The organism is Streptomyces sp. NPDC015032, from assembly GCF_043080425.1.
Classification (GTDB): Bacteria; Actinomycetota; Actinomycetes; order Streptomycetales; family Streptomycetaceae; genus Streptomyces.
This window is the reverse complement of record NZ_JBIBVN010000026.1, coordinates 65,839-86,574: the sequence shown is the minus strand read 5'-3', so window position 1 is coordinate 86,574 and position 20,736 is coordinate 65,839. Positions and strand designations below refer to the sequence as shown.

Sequence of the window (20,736 nt, the reverse complement as noted above, 5' to 3'; positions counted from 1 at the left end):
CGGCGTCCTGCGGGACGCCACCTGCACCAAGGGCCCGTGGTGACCAGTGCCCCTCAATCCTCAGCAACCGGCTGCATCCTGACGGAACGTACAAGCCCGGACTGCTCCTGATGATCACACACAGGGGCAAACATGACAAACGACGACACTGACACCGCCGGCAGCACAGAGCCACACGTAGCCAGCCGGCCGCTCCAACCGGAGATACCGGCCCCCCGCTCCGAGCCACCACCGCCCCCGAACCCAACACACTTGACACCCCCAACACCACGGCCACCGCCACCGCCGCCACCACCAGACGGACCCAACAAACCCAGGCCGGACACGGCAGTTCGGACAAGGCGTACTGCACCCGGTACAACACCGACACCGACGACACCGAAACCCCACCACCCCCAACGACCAGCCCGCACCTCAGAAACAAAAGAGGGGGCGAACCCCAAGCAGAACCCCTCGTTCGGCGACCGGCAAAGAGCCCTCGGAGCAAGGGCCTTCAGCGGATCGGGTCGGCCCAGCCGGAACCTGACGGCCTGCCGCTCGCCGGCAGGGACACGGAACCGATCCACGCGCAGCACACCAGCGAGCCCGGCCCTGCCGTCCTCGGCATCACCGCGGCCGGCGAAGCAACCGTCCACGCCGCCATGACCGCACTCGGCCAACTCCGGGCCACATCAGCGACCAGACTTCAGCAACCAGACCCGCGCGACGGACGGCCGCTCTCACGGGGCCGGGGCACCGCTGTTCGCGGACAACCGTCGTCGCCCCACCGACTGAACCGGGCACCCGCACCGAAGACCACACCCTGTTCCGGACCACGGAACGCCGGACAGGCCGCCACCAAAACGAGCACCCGCAGGAGCCCGGCCACCAGCAACGTACGGTGCTGGCAGCCGGGGTTCTTCCACCCTCCGGCGACCATTCTCCACCCCCGCCCCCGCACCCCGTGCCCCCGGGAACCGGGATACAGCAGCCGGAACGCAGACGTAGCGCAGACATCGGCCGGAGGCGGCTACCCACGGGGCGGACACAGCATCACCCCGACAATTCCGTCCCGTGGGGGCACCGGAACAGGTGAGACCACCCCGGTACCGACAGCTCACCCGTGCCGCGGTGGCGACGCTGCTTAGCGAACCGTCACCTTGAAGACCGGCGAGGCCGTGGCACCGCTGACCATACGCAGATCGTTCTTGCCCTTCAGCCCGAGCTTGACACCGAGCGAGTAGGAACCATCCCGCAAGATGCTCGTCGACGCGGGCAGGCCGACCCACTTGCCGCGCTGCATCTGCTGAAGAGTCACCTTGCTGCCCGCCTCGAGACCGGTGGTCCGGCCCGTGACCCGGAACAACTGCCAGGCGCGGACGGAGGACGTTGACGGCTTGGCCGTGATACCCGCCTTGGCAGGCACGGCGGGTTCGGCGGGCGGGGACGGGAAAGCTGGCATCGGAAACGGTGCACGGCGTCTCGTCCCCGACCCAACACGCGAACCTGGACAAGAAGGGCTCCAAACTGCTGTTCCAGATCTTCACCGAGAGGGAAGAACGCAAGGCCATCGCGGTCGCGACGAACTCACCGTTCGCCGAATGGGAGAAGACCTTCGGCGACTGCCGGCTCTGCGCGGCCATCGCCGACCGCCTCACCCTCCGCTGCACCCTGGTCCAGACCGGCACCGAGTCCTACCGCCCCCAGGCCACCCGCGACGAACGCGAAATGAGCCTGACGCAGGGTCCCTTCACCATCGGGCTCACCAGCCAGGACTACCTCGACGACCTGGCGATTCGGACCCAGAACGAGGGCATCAGCCACCTCGCCGCAGCGGCTCTGATCGAGCACGAGGGACGCTTCCTCCTCGTCGAGGCCCCGCCCACCGCCGACTTCGACACCGCAGGCTTCAGCTGGGAACTGCCCACCGGCCACATCCGCGCCCGCGAGACCATCCTCCAGGGCCTGGGCCGCATCCTGGCCGAGCACTACGGCTACGAGTCCGTGCAGATCAACCGCTACCTCGGACACACCGACCACCGCCACGAAGCCAACCATGACGCCCGGGCGTTCATCCCGACATCGTCCCCGGCCAGCCCGACACGATCTGCCGGTCCGCCCACATGGGACACCACTGGACCGACAGCGACCACCTCAGCCGCACCGTCGAGGGCATCGACCCCATCCTGCGGGCCCCGTCATCGCGTGCGGCCGTACCGCCGGTTCGAGCAGCGATAACATCCGCTGCCGCGCATCGAGGCCGACGCGGATGCCGACCGGCATCGGCAGATTCGGGCCGGCATGTCCGAACTCGACGTTGCCAAGGACCGGGATGTCACGGTCGCCGAGGACATCGAGGACTATCTCGGGCAGGGTCGGGGACGTGTCGCACGCACCGAACCCGTCGATCGCGTACGGAACGCCCACGACCATGCCGGAGATCCGATCGAGGATGCCGCAGTGCCGCAGTACCTGTAGATAGCTCCACACATGCGATGCTTGGCCGCCCATTTCCTCCCAGAACAGCACCGCGCCGTCGAACCATTCGAGCGGCAGCGCGAAACGCGTCGCCTGCGCCAGCACGATGCGATTGATCAGCCCGCCGATCAGTCGGCCTTCGGTGCGACCGGCACGCCAGCACTCCCACGACGGGGTGGCTGGCAGCGCACCGATCGCCTCGTCGCCGGTCAGCAGCGTCGAGTAGAGCTTTTCAAGTTCCGCTCTGCGTGGCGCGGGCGCGGCCTGCCAGTACCCGCCGAGTCCAGGGGTGGCCAAGTCGGCATGGAATCCGATCAGACCCGTGCGCGCATAGAGCACCAGATGCAGCAGCGAGATGTCGCTGTAGCCGAGGATTGGCTTGGGGTCGGCAGTGATCGCCTCGATGTCGATCAGATCGAGGTAACCAAGCGCCGTCTGGCCGCCGTCATGCGCGATGATCGCGCGCACCTCGGGATCACGCAGTAGTCCATTGAACTCCTCAGCGATCTCCGCCGGCCGAGCCGCGCTCCACCAATGGTGCCGCCCTGCTTCGAGGAGCGGTGCCCGACGCACGCGGAATCCCATCCGCTCGAGCACGACCACCGCCTGCTCGAGGCCGGGCTCGTAAGCGGCATGGAGCGGCCCGGACAGCGATGCGATAACGACGAGATCTCCGGGCCTCAGGGCACGAGGGCGAAGCGGTTGAGGCAGTGCAGAACCGGTCACCGAAACAGTGTCCCGACACGCGCAACAACACGCTACACATTTACCGATCGACGGATGCGACGCCGACAACTCGCACGAGACAGGACATGAGCCGACAAGGGAGCCGGGCCCTTCCGAACCGCGCCTGTCAGGGACGCGGGCCGACAGGGCCCGGTGACACACAAGCTATCGCCACCTGGCTCTACTGCATCGGGGACACTCCACACCGCACGGCCCGATCACGAAGTCACCGATAGGGGTGGCTCCCATTCACTCCGACGATCACGGACTTGTGTCGTGTCCATCCACTTCACGGATGGAGCAACCTGGCTCTCAAACTCGCCGAGACAGTGGCTCTCGTTCGTCCCGACAAAGACAACACGGTCAACGGGGAGCTGCCCACCGCACGCAAGACGACCCGCTGATGGCAGCACCAGGACCGGATCGAAGGCAACCCGACGATCGGCGTCGAGCGGCAACCGGCATGCCCGACCGCACCAACGCCATGACAGGGAACCAGATCACCGCCCCGTGGCGCCTGGACGCCCCCCGCGGGAGAAGACGCGGCGGAAGATGCTCTACGAGAGGCATCAGCCGTGGCTCGAGGTTTAGTCTCACGGGAGTTGATGTCCTCAGCTTCCGGAGGGTGACCTATGACCGTGCACGTGACCGTGTGGGATGACCGTGACCGGGCCGGAGGAGGCCGGGCCCCGACAGCTTCGACGGCCCCAGTGACCCCGGCGGCTGCTGCTGCCCCCGCCCTCTTCATCCACAACATCTTCACCTGGGGCAGCGACTCCACATACGGGTTTGCCGGGCAGCGGCCCCTCGCGGACAGCCGGCCGCTCCTCCTGATAGATCGCCGGGGCTACGGCGACAGCCCGGACACCGCGCGCAGCGACTTCGACATCGACGCCCAGGACATCGTAGAGGTCCTCGGCGACAGGGCCTCAGCCGTGAGGCTCGGCGGCGCCCACCTCGTGGGGCACGGGAACGGCGCCGTCGCCGCGCTCATCGCCGCCGCACGCCGACCCGACCTCGTCCGCTCCCTTGCCCTCATCCAGCCCTCCGCCTTCACCGCCGCCGCACACCACCCAGTCGTCGCCGACCTCCTCGACCGGGTGCGCGACAGCGCCCCCGGCATCCCGGACGACGTCACGCCGGAGCAGTACCTGCGCGCGTCCACCGAGGGGCTGGGCATGGCCATGCCCGAGCCCACGCCGCGCCGGCTCCGTGCCGTGGCCACCTCCATGAGAGAACGGCCCATCTGGGAAGCGGAAATCCCGCTGGAGGCGATCCGGGACGCCGCCCTGCCGACTCTGGTGATCTGCGGAACCTGGGAGCGCGCGCCGGCCGCGTACCGCGAACACGTGGGACTCCCCCTCATGACCGTGGCCGAGTCCCTCACAGACTCCCTCGGAGGCCGCCTCCTACAGGTACCCGGGTACTACCCGCACACCCAGAACCCCACCGCCGTCAACACCACCCTACGAGAGTTCTGGGGCTGAGGGGGTTCAGTGTCCTGATCACCAGGACCCCACTCAGGGCGCGCTACCACGTTGCCGATGACCAGCCGTGCGCTGGCTCACCGCGATCACGATGATGCCGGTCACCATGAGCACGCTGCCGGTCAGGGTTCCCCACTGCCGGGTGTCGAGGTCGTCGGTCATCAGCCCGAAGACCGCCTGACAGCTGACAGGGAGGGCGCCGACGAGTACGGGCCGATGGAGCCGCTGAACTGCAACAACCTCAACCTGATCAAGGTGATCACGCGCCGGCCGGGCATGCCGCGGGTGAGCGCCCAGGCCCCGTCGCACAGACGAGGGCGAGGAGGCGGGCCCTGGGCACGCGTCAGGTACTCCCATAGTCTGCGGCCGTCAGACCGTGTGCACAGGCGGCCGGGCGTGCCGTCCGGTACTCCGCTGTTGCTGCCGTTGCCCGACCCACCGGACCAGCGGCAGCAGGCCCAGCCACACCACCAGCATGACCGGCACGCTCGTGAAGTCACCCACGACCAGGGCCGGAAGCGTACACATGGCCGCTCCGGCCGCTTCCTTGCCCCGCGGCACGAGCGTGGCGGGCAGGCCCCTCACAGCGTGGCGCCGGGCCCGGACCAGGGCTGTTCCTCCCGCGTACAGGCCGTACGCGCCGCCGCAGATCACCGCCAGGGCGAGCGCGCACACGAAGACCGGCTCGCCCTCCGGCGTATCGGCGGTCTCCTGGGAGACCTTGCCCTGGCGTACCGCGGTCGCGTAGTCCCGCCACATGGTGACCGATGCGTTGTCACCGGGACGCAGGCGCTTGAGCAGCGGCTCCGAGCCGCCCATGTCGATGCTGCGGGGCACACGCGCCGGGCCGTCCAGGTACAGCGTGTACTCCGATGACTTGGCCTGCTCCCTGATCACCGTGCGGGTCACAGTCGCGTCGAACGAGCGCAGGCAGTTCGTCCTGGGGAGAGGACGGTGCGGTGCAGGCAGTCGCGGTGCCGAACGCCTTCTCGTCCTCGATCAGGCCCGGCACGATGGCCAGCCCCGCGGCACCGAGGAGGAGCATCGCGACACCGAGCAACGCCGCACACAGGCCCCAGACTCGGCGCCAGGACGATACGCCGCCGGCGTCGCCCGGCTCGGGCGGAAGGCTGATGCGGTGGCTCACGCGCGGGTTACCGTGCGGCGGTATGACGGCATCCTGTGACGCGGCCCAGCAGGGTGAGCACGGCTACGGAGGCAGTCGCCGCTGCGCCCGTGGCCAGCGCGTCCGCGACGTACCGGCCCAGCTCCGGCCGCAGGATGTCGACGAGGCCGAACAGTACGGCAGCCCCTATAAGGCCGGCTGCGATCCCTGCCGTCCAGGAACGGTGTCGTGCCCAGAACCACTGCATGAACCCGGCGGCAACAGACAGTTACGGCTCGTCAAGGACCGCGCTCGCGGTGTACCCCAGGCCGCTGACCGTCCAGCAGGCCGCGGTGACCAGCGCAGCCTCGCGCCAGGAGACGGATCGTCTCACGCCCGCCGCCTGCCCTTCACAGTTCGGGCCCGATGGCGCTTCCACCGCCGGGCAACAAACGCCGCCACGATCGAGCCGACCACGAGCGGCCCTGCGACCCAGCGGATCACATCCGCCGCCCAGCCGGGCTCCCCGCCGGTCATCAAGGTGATCGTCTCGATGGCGAGGGAAATCCCAAGCAGGACAAAGCCGAGCCCCCAGATGCGGACCACCCACACGGGCCCCCGGATGGGCTCCGGTGGCCGGCGCGGCCGGAGCACGGCCCAGCATCCCAGCCACACACAGCCCAGCCCCACGGCCACCATGAGCACGTCCATGGCCCTGTCGAGCACGTCGATCGCGGTCCCGAGCATCTGTCCCTCCCCTCAACTGTCACTTCCTGCGGACCTGCAGAACAACAGTGCCCCCGGCTCATCATGATGACTGCCCGGACATCTCCTCTCATCCACCGGGCACGGCAACCGGCCCGCGGGGCTGCTTTCCGGAACCCGGCAATGTGGGTGACGACGGCCCTGGCCTCGTGCCCATCGAGCAGCCTTCGTCGCCCGGTTCGGGCAACATCCGGTGGTCTTGCTCCTCGCGGACGTGCACGAGTTGACGTCGATGTCGGAAGGACGGCAGCTGCCAGGTAGTGGCCCGGCCGAAGGCAGGCCCATCAGCTGCCATACCCTGCCGCCGTGGCGACCTGGAAGCGGTCCCCGTGCGAAGGCCGAGGGGAGCAGGACAATGTCACAAAACCCCAGGGGCGAGTTCTTCGATGGCCCGGGCTGGATGTGCGCGAGCATCTTGTTCTATGGGTGGACAGCAGCCAGTAGCGGCACCGCACCCTTGCTGAGTTGTCGCGGCGCTGGGGCTGGCGGTCTGGGTGACGTTGCTCGCAAGGCACCTTTTGCGACGTGTCCATGCCCGTACGTCTTCTGCGCCCCCGATGGGTCGGCGGACCCTCCCCGAAGCGGTTGAGCGCGCAGAATTCAGAGGATGATATGTACATTTTTGTCCGGTACGCCGTTGTGTGCAGATGAGGCGCAGTGATCAGTTGCTTGGGGTTAGCCGATACCAGGTGCCGAACGACGGAACTCATTGGATGGGAACCAGCTCGGACGACGGCTGCCACTCCCGCCTGAGCAGCCCGTAGACCCACGAGTCGGAGACGTCGCCGTTGACGACGCAGTCCTCCCGCAACGTCCCCTCACGCACGAAGCCGAGCTTCTCCAGCACGCGGGCAGAAGCCACATTGCGCGTATCGGCCTCGGCTTGGACGCGGTTCAGGTCCAGCGTGTCGAACGCCCACCCCAGCAGAGCGCGCGCGGCCTCGGTCGCGTAGCCCTGGCCCCACGCTGCATCGCCATAGCAGTAGCCGAGCGACGCGCTGCGGAAGTCCGGATTCCAACTGTTCAGGGTGCACCAGCCGATGAACGCCCCGTCGGAGACACGATCCACGGCCAACCGTGCCCCGGTGCCCTCCTGTTCCATCCGCCGGCAAGCAGTGATGAACTTCTCGGCGCGCGAGCGTTCGGTCCACGGTGGGGAGTCCCAGTAACGCAGGATGTGGGCGCTGCTCTGCAGTGCGAAGAGGTCGTTCGCATCCGCGTCTTCGAAGGCACGCAGTCGAAGACGAGCGGTGTACAACGAGGGGGTGGGCAGCGACGCCCTCATCTTCCCTCCCTGGTCGGTGGCCGACCAATCAGACATCCGATGCGGGTCACTCGCAACGGGATTTCTCGGCGGGCCGGCAGACGTGTCCGCTCATCGGCGCGACCGAGCGCCCCCAGAGGGCGGCAGCTGAGGTGATGCCCGGTTTGGCCCAGCGCTCGTCGGATAAACCGCTCTTGCAGGACTGGCGGTCGCTCACAGGTGACACTCCAACACCCCCATGCCTCCCGGGCAGCGGAGATGCAGCGATCCCACACGTTCCAGTGACGACAGATACGGCATCACGTCACATACCACCCTCTGAGCGTCCGGGCGTGCGATCCGTCCACAGCACAGTCGTCCAGGTCCAGCAGGTCGACGCGGTGCAACTCGGAGCGATTGGGTGCGGTCAGGTCTTGTTGGTGAACAGTCGGTCGAGGTGCTGGTCGACGGCGGTCAGAGCCTCTTGGGGCTCGATCACGCTCAGTTCGATGAGCGGGGTCAAGCCGGTGAGTGTCAGGAGCAGGTTAGCCTCTGTCGCCGGGTCGCGGTCGGGGCTGATGTGGCCATCGGTGATTGCCTGGTGGACGATCTGCTCAATGAGGTCGCGGCCGTGAGTCAACCCGTCGTGTGCACGTGTATGGATGTTCGCGTTGTGCAGTGCCTCCAGGACGTAGGCGGCACTCATCCGGCTCGTCGCACGCGCGTCGGGATGTAGAGGGAGCATCTCCGTAAGCATCACTCGGAGCATGTCACGGGGGTGTGGTGGGTTGCCGAGTTCCCTGACACCTTCGGCGACGCGTAGCGAGGTCTGTTCGGACGCGAAGTCCATGGCGAAGACCAACATCTCTTCCCGGGTGGCGAAGTAGTGCTGCACCGCGCCGTGGGAGATGCCCGCTTCCTGGGCTACTTCGCGGACACTCGCGTGTGCGATGCCGCGTTGTTCCACTACGCGCCACAGCGCTCGGGCGATCGTCTCGCGGCGTTCGCGGTGATCCACCTGCTTGGGCATCGTTGGCCTCTCCTTCTTCAATACACTTGACATATTACAGCTGACCGGTAAAAGCTGGGAGTCCGTTCGCGGAGGAAGGGTGTGACATGCCCGAACAACCAAGAGCACGGACTGCGGAGGGTCTCGTCGAAGGGCGCTGGAGGGGAGAGCATGCGGTGTTCCGTGGCATCCCCTATGCTCAGCCGCCGGTCGGGCCACTGCGCTTTCAGGCGCCCGCCCCGGTCAAGGGGTGGGACGGGACGAAGCAGGCGACCGAGTTCGGCCCCGTGGTTCCGCAGGCGGGACCCACGGCCGAGAGCTCAGTCGGGGACGACTGGCTCACGCTCAACGTCAGCACCCCGGCCCTGGGGGCGGCCGGGCTGCCCGTGCTGGTGTGGATCCACGGCGGCGCCTACATCGCGGGGGCCTCCAGCGATCCGATGTACGACCCTGCGGCCCTGACCAGCGCGGGCCTGGTCGTGGTGAGCATCAACTACCGGGTGGCAGTCGAGGGTTTCGCTCTTGTCGAGGGCGCCCCGGCCAATCGCGGGTTTCTCGACCAGATCGCGGCCTTGGAATGGGTACAGCGCAACATCGCCGCTTTCGGCGGAGACCCTGACCAGGTCACGGTAGCGGGACAGTCCGCCGGGGCGGGATCGATCGCGGCCCTGCTGACGATGAAGCGGGCGCACGGGTTGTTCCACAGGGCCATTGTGCACTCGGTGCCGGGATCGCTGTGCACCCGCGCGCTGGCGGAAGAAGTCGCCGCCGCGCTCGCGGGACGGGTCGGTGCGGCACCTGACGCCGAAGCCCTGTCCGGCATCGACCCCTTGCGCCTGGCCGGCGAGCTCACCGCCCTTGGTGTCGGCCTACCCGGCCACCGCAAGAGTTGGGGTCGGCTCTCGCAGATCGGTGTCGCCGTGTGCCCGGTCCTCGACGGCGTGGTGCTCACCGAAACTCCCTGGAGGGCGCTGGCCGGCGGCCTTACAGGCGGAATCAAACTCCTCGTCGGCCACACCCGCGACGAATTCCGACTGTTCAGCGTCATGATGGGGCGGCTGGGCACCTTCACTGAGGACGAGGCCCATACGGCCCTGGACCTGTTCGCCCCGGCACCGGACGGCGCCGACGCCTACCGTGCCGCCTACCCGCAGGCCACCCCTGAAGAACTGCTCGAACTGGTGTACTCCGATGCCCTCTTCCGGATGCCCTCACTGCAGCTGGCCCAGGCGAACCAAGCGGCTGGAGGCACATCGTTTCTCTTCGAGCTGCAACTGGCGGCTCCGGCGTCCGGCGGAGTCCTGGGCGCCTGCCACAGCCTCGACGTTCCCCTGGCGTTCGGCACGTTGGACAGCCCCGCCGGCCGACACCTCTTCGGCGACCGGCCAACACCCGAGGTCTCGGCAGTATCCCAGGAACTGCAGCGGGGATGGGTCCGCTTCGCCACGGCCGGCGACCCCGGGTGGCCCGCCCACCGGCCCGAACGACAGCTGACTCGCGTCCTGGATGTCGAGTCGAAGACCCTGCCTTACCCAGAAGAAGCCTCTCGCCAGATCTGGGAGCGACACGACCCGGCCCCCTTTGACCTCACGTAGACGAGGATCCAGTCTGCCTGGGTCTCCCCGACCAGCGGGGAATAGAGTTGCCCATCTGCTCGTCGTGTTCGCGGAGCATCCGCATGATGTGGCGGGCGATCGAGGTCCGCCGCTGCTTTGCGCCGCGGGCCAGAGACAGGAGTCCGGGGCCGAGATCCCCGCAGGTTCAGGGAAACCGAAGGCTCTTCAGCGTGAACCCACGGGTCCAGCGCTGTGGCTCAGGCCGATGCATCCGTGGGTTCGGCTGGAACACGAGGATGCTGAACGAGCGGAATTCGCGCGCAGGGTCATCGGGGAACTCGCCCAGGTTGTCCCAGACGGTCACGGTCACGGTTTCAAGCCGTGCACGGACACCGACATCCAGACCGGGCCGACGGGTCGGAAGCTGCTGCGGCTGTCAATCGTCCGAGGCTCCGGCGCGCGTACGATAGCTTGCCCGCCATGACCGAACTGGAACCCGTCGCCTGGCCACCGTCCCCGATACGGACCGAGCAGCTCGTGCTCCGCAAGTCCGAGGCCCGGGACCGTGCGGCGCTCATCGAACTGTTCGCCTCGCCCGAGGTGGGCACCTACCTCGGTGGCCCTCGACCGCGTCATGAGCTCGAGCGCACGTTGCCCGAGACGCCCGGGAGGCGCCCCGGCCTTTTCGTGGTCGATCTCGACGGAGCGGTGATCGGCACCATCGAGCTCAACCGGCGCGACGCGGAGCGCCGGGGTCATGTCCGTCCGGATGCCGGGGAGGCCGAACTCGGCTACATGTTCCTGCCGGAGGCGTGGGAATGCGGGTACGCCGCCGAGGCGTGCGCGGCGGCGCTCGACTGGTTCGCGGACGCGCATCCCGGCGAGCCGGTGGTGCTCTGCACCCAGACTGCCAACGCCCGCTCGATGCGCCTCGCGGCGAAGCTGGGGTTCACCGAGGTGGAGCGGTACGAGGCGTGGGGCGCCGAACAGTGGATGGGCGCACGATCCCGGTCACGCCGCCCGCTTGAGATTGTGCCCGGCAGCACGACGGATCTACGAGGCCGCCGATCGGTCATCGGCCTCAACACCTGGCTTGACCTCGTGGAGCCGCTGCTCTACTTCTCACCAACATTCCGGGCCTGTGCACCAGGTCGGGAGCTGCCGACTCTCAGCAACGATTCGGTTCTCGCGCTGCTTGCCGACGGCCGCGTCCCGGGCAGCGAGGATGTCATCCCGGGTGACTTCTCGCAGGTGGTCGTAGCGGCTGCACCACTCTGGCAGCACCGGCTGGATCTCTCCCAAGCAGGCCCATGCCATTTGCCGGGAGCGAGGCCCGGATCGCGGGCCACCGTCGAGGAGAGTGCGGATCCAGGCTTCGACGGCGCGGTGGATGCCCGGGCCATCCCATCGAGTTCCCGTTCCAGCCACTGGCCGCCTGCGGGTGCCCGGTCGCCGGTGAACAAGCCGAGAGGGTCAAACTTCGGCAGCCCGCACGACGGGAAGCCCGCGGACCCGCAGGGCCGGGAAGGGCTTGGAGTACCGGATCGGCTCACCTTCGCGGTAACCGGACAGCACTGGGATCAAGGCTCGGTGCCTGCTGACCTGGGCGCCTGACCTTCCCGGGCTCGGGAATCAGCAGGTCGCCGATCTCAGAGGACGTTCTGAGCCGGTATGCCCGCTTCGGATGCGGGCTTGAGTTGGCCACGGCTCGCAAGATCACGCGGTCCCTTCGGCAGCTTCTACAGTGTCCCGAGACGAAGGGGCCGGGGGCACGGCGATCAGAAGGGTGTACGCACCGACGTGGCACAGAACGAGCGGTTGGCTGACCTGAAGCCCGTTCGCCAGCGTCAGGCCGCCGCTCTGGCGCTATGGCAGTGGCGTGCGCCGGTACTCGTGTTCGAAATGGATGCGGACTGGGGCGTCGACCCGCATGTGCTGGAGTCGCTGCTCCGACTGGCAACGGAACCTCCTGGGGAACAGTCGAACCACGCCTACCGTCAGGCATTCGCCGAGCTGTGCACGGCCCCGCTCTTCGAATCCGAAGTCGACCCGGACACGGTCCAGCTCTTCCAATTGGAAATCTTCGGGGGCTTGTGGGCCTTCGGCGAGCTGCTCGACAAGCCAGGCCTGGACGAGGCCAAACGAGTAGTCGAGTTGTCGTCCGGCCTGGCGCGCTACCTGGACAGTCTCGTCGAGGGCTCGTTCTACTCCCATCCCTCGGAGGAAGCGCACCACCAGTACCTCGCCAACCTGGCAGACCGGACGAGCGGCGAGGGCTACTTCGCCTCACGCAACTTCGTTGTCGAGTCCGCCTGCCACGGCGCCCTCCGGACCTTTCCCGATTCCGATGGGCTGCTCGACTCGTCCGCCGGACGCGAGTTGCTCGCGCTTTGCGAGGACTTCGGCGACGAGCTCGTCGTAACGCTACGGTGGCTCCGCACGACAGGCCATTAGCGATCACGCCCCGAGCCCGGTGGCGGGCAGCCGTAGTGGGCTGGCGACTCGGCGGAGGGCAGCTACGGACGGCGCTGGGCGAACAAGCCGGGTTCGGTCTCGGCGACGACGCCGAGACCGGCCAGGCGCTTGAGCTTGTGCCGGGGGCTCTCGATGTTCTTCGGCGCGACAGCGAGATCGAGGCGCTCGCACAGGTCGCGGGCGCGCATCGGTCAGACGGCGTCGGCGAATGCGTCGAGGATCTGTTGGTAGGCCGGGTGAGCCGGCAGGACCGGCGGCGGATCGGTCGGTTCCGGAGCGGTCGGCGGTAGGGCAAGGAACGTCTTGCGGGTCACCGCCAAGTTCCCCATCTCCTCGTCGAGTTCACGCAGACGCGCGGCGAGTGCGTCGATCTGCGCGCGGAGTTCTTCCGCGGTGGTGCCGATCTCCCGCTCGCGTACCTCGATCCGCTCCAGGAGCGGAGTGACCTGGGCGTCCACACGCTCACCCGCGCCAGGTCGGCGCGGTCTGGCCGGTGAGCCGGCGCGCTATCACGTCGATCACGCCCAGCGCTCCCTGGACTCCGAGGACTTCGGCCTGCTCTCGCACCGCAGCGTGCGGTCGGCACTGTTGATCAGAGGCACCATCCGCTCACGCGGGCCCGAACCGCGGGCGCCTTTGCCGTGGCACACATGGAGCTTGCCGAAGTGGCCCAAGTCCCACTTGATGTCGGCCAGGTCGAGCCTGCATGCCTCGCTCACCCTGAGTCCGACCTGCGACATCAGTTTCGATGCGGTGTAGCTCCGCGCGGCCGGGGCGGACTTGCGGCAGGTCGCCGGCTCACCGCCCCAGCCGGTGAACAACGTCTTGATCTCCGGCCCGGTCGGCGGGATCCGCAAAGCCGCGTTCTTGGGGAGGCCGTCGCGGGTGAGACCAGCGACGTGCCGGTGCGCTTCGAGCTGCCCGTCGCGCCGGACTACGCCCCCGCGTTCCGCGTCGAGATACGGCAGGACGTCAACCTCGTCGAGCTGCCCGACTACTGGGCGCGCGGGGTCGTGGTGGTGGCGTATCCGCCGGACCGGCCGTGGAAGACGCGGATCATTAAGCAGCCGACGCCGGAGTGGAAGGAGCGGGCGGCCATGGCCCAGGTGGACTCGGCACCTGGTCCTGCCATGAAGAGCGACGCCCCGGTGGGCTGTTTCGGTGGGCTCCTCGCTCTCCTCGGGCTGCTGCTCGGCGTAGCCGGCGTGCTCGTGCTCTTCCGTGCTGACCTGTTCGACTCCCCCGAGGGCGGGAGCGGCGCCCCCGAGCTGTCCGTCTCCTCCTCGTCGTCCATGAGCGTCGTGACGTCGGCGACGGGCACGGTCACACTGGGCCGGGCCAGTCGATGCTGGACAAGGGTGAACTACGCAAGACCGTCGAGTCGTTGGCCGAGGGCGGGGACGAGCGCCAGGCGCTCATCGTCGTCGTGCAGGACCGCCAGCTGACGGTTGCCTTCTCCCCCACCGGCGCGACGACCGCCGGGTTCGACCCGAGGTCCCTGCCCTACGATCGCGTTCCCGGCCTGGTCGAGGAGGCCAGGACCACCCTGGGCGTCGACTCCCCGCAGAGCTGGCAGCTCACCGCCGACGGCGTCACCGGCTCGCTCACGCTCGGAGTCGTGGTGACCGGTGGCGGAGGCACGGGAACGCTGCAGGCGGACGCGCGGGGCAAAGTGCTGCGCCACAGCGGAAGTTGATCGGAACGGGAGGAGAGCGCATGGGGTGGGGCAGGTTTCTGGCGCTATGGTGTGCGGTGTGGGGCGCGGTGGCCGTGGCCGGGTTCGTCCGGTCGCTGGCCGGGGTGACGAAGGTGCAGCGGGGGGGCCGGCTCACGGGGCGGATCGTGCGGGTGCGGGTGCCGCGGCACGGCGGGTCCCGGATGGGCGGGATATGGGTGGTCGTCTCCTACCGTGACCCGGCCTCCGGTCAGAAGATCACCGTCACGAACGACGGTGAGCGCGGCGAGATGATCACCTCCGCGTGGGAGGGCCGGGAGATCGGGGTCAGCCACCCGCGGGGCAGACCGCACGCCTCCCAGTTCTCCAACGCTCCGGAGGAACCCAGTCGTGGGCTCGGCCGGCCGAGTTTCGCGGTCTTCCTGGTCTACGTCGGGCTGGTGGTCCTCGCCGCGCTCGAGTGGGGGTGGCCGTGGGCGCTGATCGGCTTCGGCGGGCCTTGGGCGGTCTTCGCCGCCGTTCATCTGCCCGGGGCGGTACGCGTCAAGAACCGCCGCATCGAGAGGCTGGCTGCGATGGAGACCGTCCCGGAACGGGTCGTCACGGTCCTCAAGGACGTCAGCGTCGACCAGGACGACGGTCATACCTCTATCACGATCACCCCGGTCGTATCGTTCACCACCCGCGAGGACACGACTGTTACGGCCCACTGCACGTCGAACCTTCCGGACCCCGCCGGCGCGTACGGCCGTGACGTGACGGTCCACTACACGCCCGCCGACCCGGCCGAATTCACGCTGGACCGCGCAGTCGAACACCGCTCGACGGAGCGGGAAGTGACGTTCGACGTCCTGGTGATCGTCGTGCTCGCGGCGACGGCCGTGGCGGGAGTGGTGTTCCTCTGAGACCCAAGAGGGGCTCTGGACCAGGTGGGTTACCTTCTCACCCATGGAACCGTTCACGTTCGACTACGAGAACCTGCATGCGCGGGTGGACCGGGGGGTGTTCGAGCTGTTCGACCTGGACAGTTCGGCGCACACGTTCCGTGTCCCGCTGCGCTGGCTCGGGGTGTCGCTGTATTACAAGAAGCCGGACCGGCCCGGCACACCGTACTTCGGCGTCGTCCGCGATCCGCAGGCCGCCCTCTACAACACCGACCGGTTCGCCTTCCGGTACTCGACCTCGCCCGCGTTCCTGGTGCCGCCCGGCGACGAGCCGTTGTTCCGCGCCTACTTCACCGAGGTGGCGCGGCTCGCCGACCGGCCGGTGGTCTGAAGTGGAGCCGCCTCCAGGGCCGGGGCGGTACTGCGCGTGCAGGGCCGACGGCGGCTCCGGGCAACCTCCGGGACCATACCCGCGTGCGGGACAGCCGGGGGGAACCCGGGGTCACGGTGCGATTGTTCGCGGACACCCGCCGTCTCCACGCCGAGTGAGCCTGACCGCCCGTGTCGAAGGCCCTTTCCCCGACCTGATCGTGCTACGACACCAGAACGCCGCATCCGACATCCGTGGTGCGCTGCCCGGCGGGGTGCCCGCCCTGATCGACGGCGCCGCCCTCAACGCGCAGGCGCTCGGGGCGGTCTCCGACGGTGGAGCACTGGTCAGCCTCAAGGGCTGGACGGGCCCGACCGAGCGCGGCATCACGATCCACCCGATCTCCTCCTACAACGCGGCCACTGACCCCGCTCTGCTCCAACGGATCGTCCGCCAGGCGAAGAACGGCGAGCTGCCCCTCCGCGTCGGCGACCTGCTACCGGCCTCGCGCGCCGCCGAGGCACACCAGCGTCCGGCCACCGGTGGCGTGCGCGGACGCCTCGTGCTGGATTTCGCGAACCCGCAGTGGTGACCACCACACGGCGCCGGACAATGTCCGCCACGGCGGCCCCACGCCCGCCCCTGCCGCCCACCGACACCCATGCCCCCTGGTGATCAGCGATGCGATGCCGGACCGGATCGAGCCGTCGATGCCGGCCGATCCGGTCCACCGGCGACGGCGGGCCGACCACCGCCGTCCCTTCAAGGCGACCGCGTCAAGATGAGGCCGGACGGCATCCGCCCCAGGAATCAACCGAGCAGCGCGGTTGCTTCGACCTCGACGAGCACATCCGGCTCGAAGAGGTACTCGACACCGATCAGGGACGCCGGCGGCATGGGAAGCCGGAGTCCGATCTCGTCGGCGACGGACTCCACCCCGGCCATGAAGTCGCCGATCTTCTCCGGGCTCCACCGGGTCACGTAGAACGTCAGCCGCAGCACGTCCGCGAACGACGCGCCCGCGCCCGCCAGCCCGACGGAGGTGTTGCGCAGCACCTGGGCGACCTGCCCGGCCAGATCGCCGGGCGCGACCGGAGTCCCGTCCGCCCGGCGCGCGACCTGCCCGCTGACGTGGACGTGCTTCGTCCCGGTACCCATGGCCACATGGTGGTACGGGACCGGCTGCAGCATGCCTTCCGGAGTGAAGTGCTCAACAGTCATGGGTGTTTCTCCTCTGAACTAGGTATCGATAAGCTACCTAGTGGAAGAAGGACACTTCAACGAGACCAGGTTTCTCCATGGATACCGAGAGCGAAATCCTCATCGGCCCCCCGCACCGCGAACTGCTCGACCAGATCCTCGACAAGTGGTCGCTCAGCATCCTCAGCGAGCTCTGCGAACGTCCCTGCCGCTTCAACGAGCTGCGCCGAGCCATTCCCCAGGTCACGCAGAAGTCGCTGACCGCGACACTTCGGCGACTCGAACGGAACGGCGTGATCGAGCGCCAGGTCGTCTCCACCCGCCCGGTGGCGATCAGGTATCGGATCACACCACTTGGCAAGACCCTGCGGCAACCCATCGACGTACTGCTGGCATGGGCCTCGGAGAACATGCCCGCCATTGCACACGCACGCGAAGCCTTCGATATGCGGGAAGAAACAAGCCTCTGAGCCCTTCCCCCGCCCCGGCAGGGTGCCGGTCGGGGCAGACGGAACCCAGCACGGGAAAGCTCGTGTACTACTCCAACGCCAAGTGGGGCCGCACCCTCGACGGCCGCCGCCGGGAAGTCATCGCCGAGATTAACCGCAAGGCCTTCGCGTGAACCCCCTCCGGCCGGAACGAAGTAGTCCTGGCCGCATCCCGCCAGTCCGACCGACGGTGAGCTCCTTGACAGCCGCGGCGGGCTGTTTCCTATGTAGACGACCCACGATGTGGACGCTCTGCGAAGTGAACAGAGCCATCTGCACATTGGTGCTTGGTCTACGACTTGTGCGCCGCATCCGTTCGCTGCGCAACGGAACCGCCGATCAGCGGCGTTTTCCTTGCCGACCAGACCGATCGGCGGAACGCGAGGACCTTTGTGCTCGCTCAACACGCGAGCGATGTGGCCCGCCGCTCGGTGTCGCGCACCGCGTTCCCGGTGCCTTGTCGCAGTCGGGACAGGTGACATCGGATGGCTGCCGTGGCGGGCTTTCCTTGCGGTTCTGGGTCTTGGATCTGCGTTCCTCCACGATCAGTCGCAGCCGCTCATCGTGCGGAGTTTTTCGTTCCGCGCCGGTGCCCGTCCGGCCGCCATCGACACAGTTCTTACCCGCGGCGGCAAGACAGCGCGGGCACGTCTTCTTGATCCAGAACCGGCGTGCGACCCGATCGTGCAGCGGCCGCTTCTTCGGCCGTGACCCACCGCCGGCCTGCGCCTTCAGCGTTGCCATCGGGCTGGGTGCGGCCGGACTGCTGGTGTCCGTTCCTCCGCGCGTTGTCCAGCTGGCGATCTGCGTCGCCTCGTCTGCGCTGACACGGTCGCCCGCCTGGGCTGCTGCCCGGGTGAGGATCTTCACCAGCCTGCGGACCTCTGCCACCGAAAGGGTGTCGCCACGACGGCGAAGATTGCTGAGGACGTTGCGCATTCGTGTGGCTGCTGCCTCCGACCCGTTCTCCCGGGCTTTGCGGGCTTCGGCCTTTGCTGCCCGGTTCTGGTTCGCACGCCCGAGCGCGGCAAGGCAGTCGGCGGCCGCACCTGCGATGCCGTTCTCTGTCGCGGTCCGGTCATGGCCCGCGGTCGCGTTGACACGGATCAAAAGCTCGCGGACCTGCTTGATGTTCCGCGTGGTTACCGCCTCGTCGAGATGGGAGAACATGCTGCGACGGACTTCGGCCTGCCCCTCCAGCCAGCGGTGAGCGTCCTCCAAGGCCGCGGCCACCTGAACCCGGGTCTCCTCGTCCAGCCCGTCCAACGCGGTGATCTCGCCACATACCCGATTCACCACGACCGCGGACTCCACCTTCCGCGCGTCGGCCAGACGACGCAGCAGCACCTGTACGTGCGCCTGCGCATCCGGCAACCTCTTGGCCTTCCTCGCAGGCCCTCGGAACGGAGGCGGGGTGCTGCGCGAACGGACGATCTGCTCGATGGCCGGCGTGGACAGCCCGCGCTCCGTCATCTCGCACTCGTCCAGCCCGAACCACTCGGTGGGCCGGGCGAACGCCTCGGTACCAATACGGACCCGGCGAGCCGTGCCATCGCTGTCCAGCCGGATGCGGTGGACATACCAGCGACGGACCAGCGTGTCCCGGTCCACCGGCACCGACACCCCGAGCACCGGCTCCAGGCCATCCTCATCCCACCTGGGCTCCACCGCCTGGTCCAGATGCACGCGCAGCCCACGTGCCTTGAACCGGATATCGACCACCGAACCGATCTCCGCGCCATCCGGCCGGGCGAAGCCGAAGCCGACCTGATCGCCGCGACCCCTGAGCCAGGCTGCGGCCGCGGACTTCACGTACAGGTGGTCCGCGCTGGCGACACCCCGGGCGCGGCGCCCGCAGACGTGAGGCAGTCCGTCCGGGCCCGGGTGGTGAGCGAAGTGGCACACGCGGTCGGTGTAGAGCTTCGTCGTCAGCCGGCCACCGCAGCCGCCGAGCAGCAGCCCGCACCAGAACGTGTCATCGCCGTGCCGGCGTCGGAAGGCGTCCAGCTCGATCGCCTCCAGCGGCAGCATCAACGGCTCCTCCGAGTCCGCACCGCCCAGGACCGCCGTCTGAATCCGCCGCCTGTCACCCCGCACGAACCCCACCCCTCGCTCCAACTCATCGTGCCATTCGTAGCGTTGGCCGGCCCGAAGGCAGCCTCCCAGGACTGGTGCAAGGCCAGGGGCAACGGGCCGTGCGGCCCGCGGCGGCAGCGATGTTTCAGCTTTCGATCCAGGCCTGGCCCGGGAAGCTGGTACCGCGCCAGCGCGGAAGGCTGTATCGGTGGACCAGGATCCATGCGGTGTGTGTGGCGTCCTCCACCCACGCGTGGCCGGCGGCGGGCAGGCCATCGACCCCGGTCAGGTGGCGCGTGATCTGCTCCTCAGAGATGTACTTGTTGCCTCGTCCGAGGTACTTCAGGACGTAGACGGCGAGGTAGTCGACGTCCGTCGCACGCCCGCTGCCGTTGAGGACTTCCCTGAGCCTGTACCCGATCTTGGACCCGATGCCGTGGTCACCGTCGCCCCAGAAGCCCGAGACGTCCGGGTGCGGAAGGATGTCGATGAGATCGACCAGGTGAGCGAGATCGGGGTCGTCGTCAAGAGTGATGGTTTCGTGCACAGTTCTGCCCTCCGGTGGACGGTACGCGGGCGCCCGGGACAGGGGCGCTGCCGCAGATCATGGAACGGCCGGGGCCCCGCCACGCCGCCTGTGCCCCGGCCTGCCCGGTTCACCACGGGCAATGGCCGAGAAGGCGCTGTTGCCGGGCCCGGACCGTCTGCCAATCGACCAGATGCTGTACCCGTGCCCGGTAGAAGACGGCAGCGGCAGGAGTGGGTGGAACGTGACGGCAGGCCCTGTTCGACGGCGCGGAGATGTGCTCGGCTTCGGCCTGGCGGTCGCGCTCTTCCTGCCCGGTGCCGCCTGCCTCGGGAGCACCAACGGCCACCGCTTCATCGAAAACCGGTTCTTCGCCTTCACGTACTACCTGGCCGGCATCGGCTTCGCGGCTGTTCTCCTGCTGGCCTGGCGGCGGGGAGGAGGCCGGTACGCGGACCCGGGCTTCGGCCGGTCGGCATGGTCCCCGTGGCTGTTCAAGACCGGGCAGGGCGTGGCCTACGGCTCCAACCGGACCGACACCGGCGTCGTCCTGGCCCTGGTCCGGAGCGCGTTCATCTTCGCGGGCGTGGTCGCCATGTACTACCTCGGGCACGTGCTCTGACTGAACAAGAGCGATCAGGCCGCCACCTCCGGGCCGTTCGGCGTGGACACCGGGCTGCCGGAGCTCCACAAG

General features: G+C 68.3%; 26 protein-coding genes and 2 pseudogenes. 14 read left to right on the top strand and 14 right to left on the bottom strand.

Annotated elements, in window-relative coordinates; translation table 11 throughout:
- The first annotated feature begins 500 nt into the window (after window positions 1–500).
- A complete protein-coding gene (locus ACF08M_RS29360; protein ID WP_392188290.1) occupies window positions 501–1,127 on the top strand; it encodes a DUF6207 family protein in 627 nt (208 codons plus the stop codon).
- Here ACF08M_RS29360 and ACF08M_RS29355 read toward each other — a convergent pair.
- Window positions 1,124–1,441, bottom strand: coding sequence for a hypothetical protein (locus tag ACF08M_RS29355; RefSeq protein WP_392188275.1), 318 nt, complete (start codon window positions 1,439–1,441; stop codon window positions 1,124–1,126). The two genes, ACF08M_RS29360 and ACF08M_RS29355, sit on opposite strands and share 4 nt — an antisense overlap.
- Window positions 1,442–1,449: 8 nt before the next feature.
- Between ACF08M_RS29355 and ACF08M_RS29350 the strand changes: the two genes are divergently transcribed.
- Window positions 1,450–2,217: an ATP-binding protein gene (locus ACF08M_RS29350; protein WP_392188274.1), complete on the top strand. Its 768-nt coding sequence runs from the start codon at window positions 1,450–1,452 to the stop codon at window positions 2,215–2,217.
- Here the strand turns inward: ACF08M_RS29350 and ACF08M_RS29345 are convergent.
- Window positions 2,134–3,183: an LD-carboxypeptidase gene (locus tag ACF08M_RS29345; RefSeq protein ID WP_392188273.1), complete on the bottom strand. Its 1,050-nt coding sequence runs from the start codon at window positions 3,181–3,183 to the stop codon at window positions 2,134–2,136. The two genes, ACF08M_RS29350 and ACF08M_RS29345, sit on opposite strands and share 84 nt — an antisense overlap.
- 632 nt (window positions 3,184–3,815) lie before the next feature.
- Here ACF08M_RS29345 and ACF08M_RS29340 point away from each other — a divergent pair.
- Entirely contained in the window at window positions 3,816–4,670 is an 855-nt protein-coding gene (locus ACF08M_RS29340) for an alpha/beta fold hydrolase (protein ID WP_392188272.1), read from the top strand.
- A 33-nt stretch (window positions 4,671–4,703) separates the two neighbouring features.
- Here ACF08M_RS29340 and ACF08M_RS29335 read toward each other — a convergent pair whose 3' ends face one another.
- The 6 genes from ACF08M_RS29335 to ACF08M_RS29310 all read right to left on the bottom strand — a co-directional run bounded on the left by ACF08M_RS29335 (window position 4,704) and on the right by ACF08M_RS29310 (window position 8,813).
- Complete coding sequence (locus ACF08M_RS29335; RefSeq protein ID WP_392188271.1) at window positions 4,704–4,832, bottom strand: hypothetical protein; 129 nt, start codon at window positions 4,830–4,832, stop codon at window positions 4,704–4,706.
- Window positions 4,833–5,039: 207 nt separating this feature from the next.
- Window positions 5,040–5,579 (bottom strand): hypothetical protein, encoded by a 540-nt coding sequence (locus ACF08M_RS29330; protein ID WP_392188270.1) that lies wholly within the window; start codon window positions 5,577–5,579, stop codon window positions 5,040–5,042.
- A gap of 245 nt (window positions 5,580–5,824) precedes the next feature.
- The gene (locus tag ACF08M_RS29325; RefSeq protein WP_392188269.1) at window positions 5,825–6,043 is read right to left on the bottom strand and encodes a hypothetical protein; all 219 of its coding nucleotides are present in this window, start codon (window positions 6,041–6,043) and stop codon (window positions 5,825–5,827) included.
- Between the two features lie 122 nt (window positions 6,044–6,165).
- Complete coding sequence (locus ACF08M_RS29320) at window positions 6,166–6,522, bottom strand: hypothetical protein (protein WP_392188268.1); 357 nt, start codon at window positions 6,520–6,522, stop codon at window positions 6,166–6,168.
- A 724-nt stretch (window positions 6,523–7,246) separates the two neighbouring features.
- Complete coding sequence (locus ACF08M_RS29315; RefSeq protein ID WP_392188267.1) at window positions 7,247–7,825, bottom strand: GNAT family N-acetyltransferase; 579 nt, start codon at window positions 7,823–7,825, stop codon at window positions 7,247–7,249.
- 385 nt (window positions 7,826–8,210) lie between these two features.
- On the bottom strand, window positions 8,211–8,813 hold the full coding sequence (locus tag ACF08M_RS29310) for a TetR/AcrR family transcriptional regulator (protein WP_392188266.1): 603 nt from the start codon (window positions 8,811–8,813) through the stop codon (window positions 8,211–8,213).
- A gap of 86 nt (window positions 8,814–8,899) precedes the next feature.
- Here ACF08M_RS29310 and ACF08M_RS29305 point away from each other — a divergent pair, with 86 nt between their 5' ends.
- From ACF08M_RS29305 to ACF08M_RS29295, 3 genes and pseudogenes are all read left to right on the top strand, one after another.
- Entirely contained in the window at window positions 8,900–10,387 is a 1,488-nt protein-coding gene (locus ACF08M_RS29305) for a carboxylesterase/lipase family protein (protein WP_392188265.1), read from the top strand.
- Between the two features lie 441 nt (window positions 10,388–10,828).
- A pseudogene (locus ACF08M_RS29300) lies at window positions 10,829–11,356 on the top strand (GNAT family N-acetyltransferase); the annotation flags it as partial.
- A 792-nt stretch (window positions 11,357–12,148) separates the two neighbouring features.
- Window positions 12,149–12,802: a hypothetical protein gene (locus ACF08M_RS29295; RefSeq protein ID WP_392188264.1), complete on the top strand. Its 654-nt coding sequence runs from the start codon at window positions 12,149–12,151 to the stop codon at window positions 12,800–12,802.
- Between the two features lie 62 nt (window positions 12,803–12,864).
- Here ACF08M_RS29295 and ACF08M_RS29290 read toward each other — a convergent pair whose 3' ends face one another.
- Genes ACF08M_RS29290 through ACF08M_RS29280 form a run of 3 tightly spaced genes read right to left on the bottom strand, consistent with a single transcriptional unit; the run spans window position 12,865 to window position 13,680 of the window.
- Window positions 12,865–13,011 carry a hypothetical protein gene (locus tag ACF08M_RS29290; RefSeq protein ID WP_392188263.1) on the bottom strand — a complete coding sequence of 49 codons (147 nt, stop codon included), beginning with the start codon at window positions 13,009–13,011 and terminating at the stop codon, window positions 12,865–12,867.
- Between the two features lie 3 nt (window positions 13,012–13,014).
- Window positions 13,015–13,281, bottom strand: a complete 267-nt coding sequence (locus ACF08M_RS29285; protein WP_392188262.1) for a hypothetical protein — start codon at window positions 13,279–13,281, stop codon at window positions 13,015–13,017.
- 60 nt (window positions 13,282–13,341) lie between these two features.
- Window positions 13,342–13,680: a hypothetical protein gene (locus ACF08M_RS29280; RefSeq protein ID WP_392188261.1), complete on the bottom strand. Its 339-nt coding sequence runs from the start codon at window positions 13,678–13,680 to the stop codon at window positions 13,342–13,344.
- Window positions 13,681–13,722: 42 nt separating this feature from the next.
- Here ACF08M_RS29280 and ACF08M_RS29275 point away from each other — a divergent pair, with 42 nt between their 5' ends.
- From ACF08M_RS29275 to ACF08M_RS29250, 6 genes and pseudogenes are all read left to right on the top strand, one after another.
- A complete protein-coding gene (locus ACF08M_RS29275) occupies window positions 13,723–14,268 on the top strand; it encodes a hypothetical protein (RefSeq protein WP_392188260.1) in 546 nt (181 codons plus the stop codon).
- Entirely contained in the window at window positions 14,250–14,519 is a 270-nt protein-coding gene (locus tag ACF08M_RS29270) for a hypothetical protein (RefSeq protein ID WP_392188259.1), read from the top strand. The genes ACF08M_RS29275 and ACF08M_RS29270 overlap by 19 nt, the downstream gene beginning before the upstream one ends.
- A 20-nt stretch (window positions 14,520–14,539) precedes the next feature.
- Window positions 14,540–15,403, top strand: coding sequence for a DUF3592 domain-containing protein (locus ACF08M_RS29265; RefSeq protein WP_392188258.1), 864 nt, complete (start codon window positions 14,540–14,542; stop codon window positions 15,401–15,403).
- Window positions 15,404–15,446: 43 nt separating this feature from the next.
- Window positions 15,447–15,773 carry a hypothetical protein gene (locus tag ACF08M_RS29260; protein WP_392188257.1) on the top strand — a complete coding sequence of 109 codons (327 nt, stop codon included), beginning with the start codon at window positions 15,447–15,449 and terminating at the stop codon, window positions 15,771–15,773.
- A 154-nt stretch (window positions 15,774–15,927) separates the two neighbouring features.
- Window positions 15,928–16,344 (top strand): zinc-binding dehydrogenase, encoded by a 417-nt coding sequence (locus ACF08M_RS29255; RefSeq protein ID WP_392188256.1) that lies wholly within the window; start codon window positions 15,928–15,930, stop codon window positions 16,342–16,344.
- Between the two features lie 94 nt (window positions 16,345–16,438).
- Window positions 16,439–16,528 (top strand): annotated as a pseudogene (locus tag ACF08M_RS29250) (IS5/IS1182 family transposase); the annotation flags it as partial.
- A gap of 34 nt (window positions 16,529–16,562) precedes the next feature.
- Here ACF08M_RS29250 and ACF08M_RS29245 read toward each other — a convergent pair.
- Window positions 16,563–16,973 (bottom strand): RidA family protein, encoded by a 411-nt coding sequence (locus ACF08M_RS29245; protein WP_392188255.1) that lies wholly within the window; start codon window positions 16,971–16,973, stop codon window positions 16,563–16,565.
- A gap of 77 nt (window positions 16,974–17,050) precedes the next feature.
- Between ACF08M_RS29245 and ACF08M_RS29240 the strand changes: the two genes are divergently transcribed.
- Window positions 17,051–17,422 (top strand): winged helix-turn-helix transcriptional regulator, encoded by a 372-nt coding sequence (locus ACF08M_RS29240; protein WP_392188254.1) that lies wholly within the window; start codon window positions 17,051–17,053, stop codon window positions 17,420–17,422.
- Between the two features lie 357 nt (window positions 17,423–17,779).
- Here the strand turns inward: ACF08M_RS29240 and ACF08M_RS29235 are convergent, their stop codons facing one another.
- Together ACF08M_RS29235 and ACF08M_RS29230 are read right to left on the bottom strand one after the other, a co-directional pair.
- Window positions 17,780–19,471, bottom strand: a complete 1,692-nt coding sequence (locus ACF08M_RS29235) for a hypothetical protein (RefSeq protein ID WP_392188253.1) — start codon at window positions 19,469–19,471, stop codon at window positions 17,780–17,782.
- 190 nt (window positions 19,472–19,661) lie between these two features.
- On the bottom strand, window positions 19,662–20,063 hold the full coding sequence (locus tag ACF08M_RS29230) for a hypothetical protein (protein ID WP_392188252.1): 402 nt from the start codon (window positions 20,061–20,063) through the stop codon (window positions 19,662–19,664).
- A 223-nt stretch (window positions 20,064–20,286) separates the two neighbouring features.
- On the opposite strand from ACF08M_RS29230, the gene ACF08M_RS29225 reads away from it, so the two are divergent.
- Window positions 20,287–20,664, top strand: a complete 378-nt coding sequence (locus ACF08M_RS29225; RefSeq protein WP_392188251.1) for a hypothetical protein — start codon at window positions 20,287–20,289, stop codon at window positions 20,662–20,664.
- Window positions 20,665–20,736: the final 72 nt, after the last annotated feature.

Bases quoted from the DNA above. Each gene is read 5' to 3' on its own strand.
- ACF08M_RS29355 (WP_392188275.1), bottom strand. From the start codon at position 1,441: ATGCCAGCTTTCCCGTCCCCGCCCGCCGAACCCGCCGTGCCTGCCAAG.
- ACF08M_RS29340 (WP_392188272.1), top strand. From the start codon at position 3,816: ATGACCGTGCACGTGACCGTGTGGGATGACCGTGACCGGGCCGGAGGA.
- ACF08M_RS29335 (WP_392188271.1), bottom strand. From the start codon at position 4,832: ATGACCGACGACCTCGACACCCGGCAGTGGGGAACCCTGACCGGCAGC.
- ACF08M_RS29325 (WP_392188269.1), bottom strand. From the start codon at position 6,043: ATGCAGTGGTTCTGGGCACGACACCGTTCCTGGACGGCAGGGATCGCA.
- ACF08M_RS29320 (WP_392188268.1), bottom strand. From the start codon at position 6,522: ATGCTCGGGACCGCGATCGACGTGCTCGACAGGGCCATGGACGTGCTC.
- ACF08M_RS29315 (WP_392188267.1), bottom strand. From the start codon at position 7,825: ATGAGGGCGTCGCTGCCCACCCCCTCGTTGTACACCGCTCGTCTTCGA.
- ACF08M_RS29310 (WP_392188266.1), bottom strand. From the start codon at position 8,813: ATGCCCAAGCAGGTGGATCACCGCGAACGCCGCGAGACGATCGCCCGA.
- ACF08M_RS29305 (WP_392188265.1), top strand. From the start codon at position 8,900: ATGCCCGAACAACCAAGAGCACGGACTGCGGAGGGTCTCGTCGAAGGG.
- ACF08M_RS29290 (WP_392188263.1), bottom strand. From the start codon at position 13,011: ATGCGCGCCCGCGACCTGTGCGAGCGCCTCGATCTCGCTGTCGCGCCG.
- ACF08M_RS29265 (WP_392188258.1), top strand. From the start codon at position 14,540: ATGGGGTGGGGCAGGTTTCTGGCGCTATGGTGTGCGGTGTGGGGCGCG.
- ACF08M_RS29260 (WP_392188257.1), top strand. From the start codon at position 15,447: ATGGAACCGTTCACGTTCGACTACGAGAACCTGCATGCGCGGGTGGAC.
- ACF08M_RS29245 (WP_392188255.1), bottom strand. From the start codon at position 16,973: ATGACTGTTGAGCACTTCACTCCGGAAGGCATGCTGCAGCCGGTCCCG.
- ACF08M_RS29240 (WP_392188254.1), top strand. From the start codon at position 17,051: ATGGATACCGAGAGCGAAATCCTCATCGGCCCCCCGCACCGCGAACTG.
- ACF08M_RS29235 (WP_392188253.1), bottom strand. From the start codon at position 19,471: ATGCTGCCGCTGGAGGCGATCGAGCTGGACGCCTTCCGACGCCGGCAC.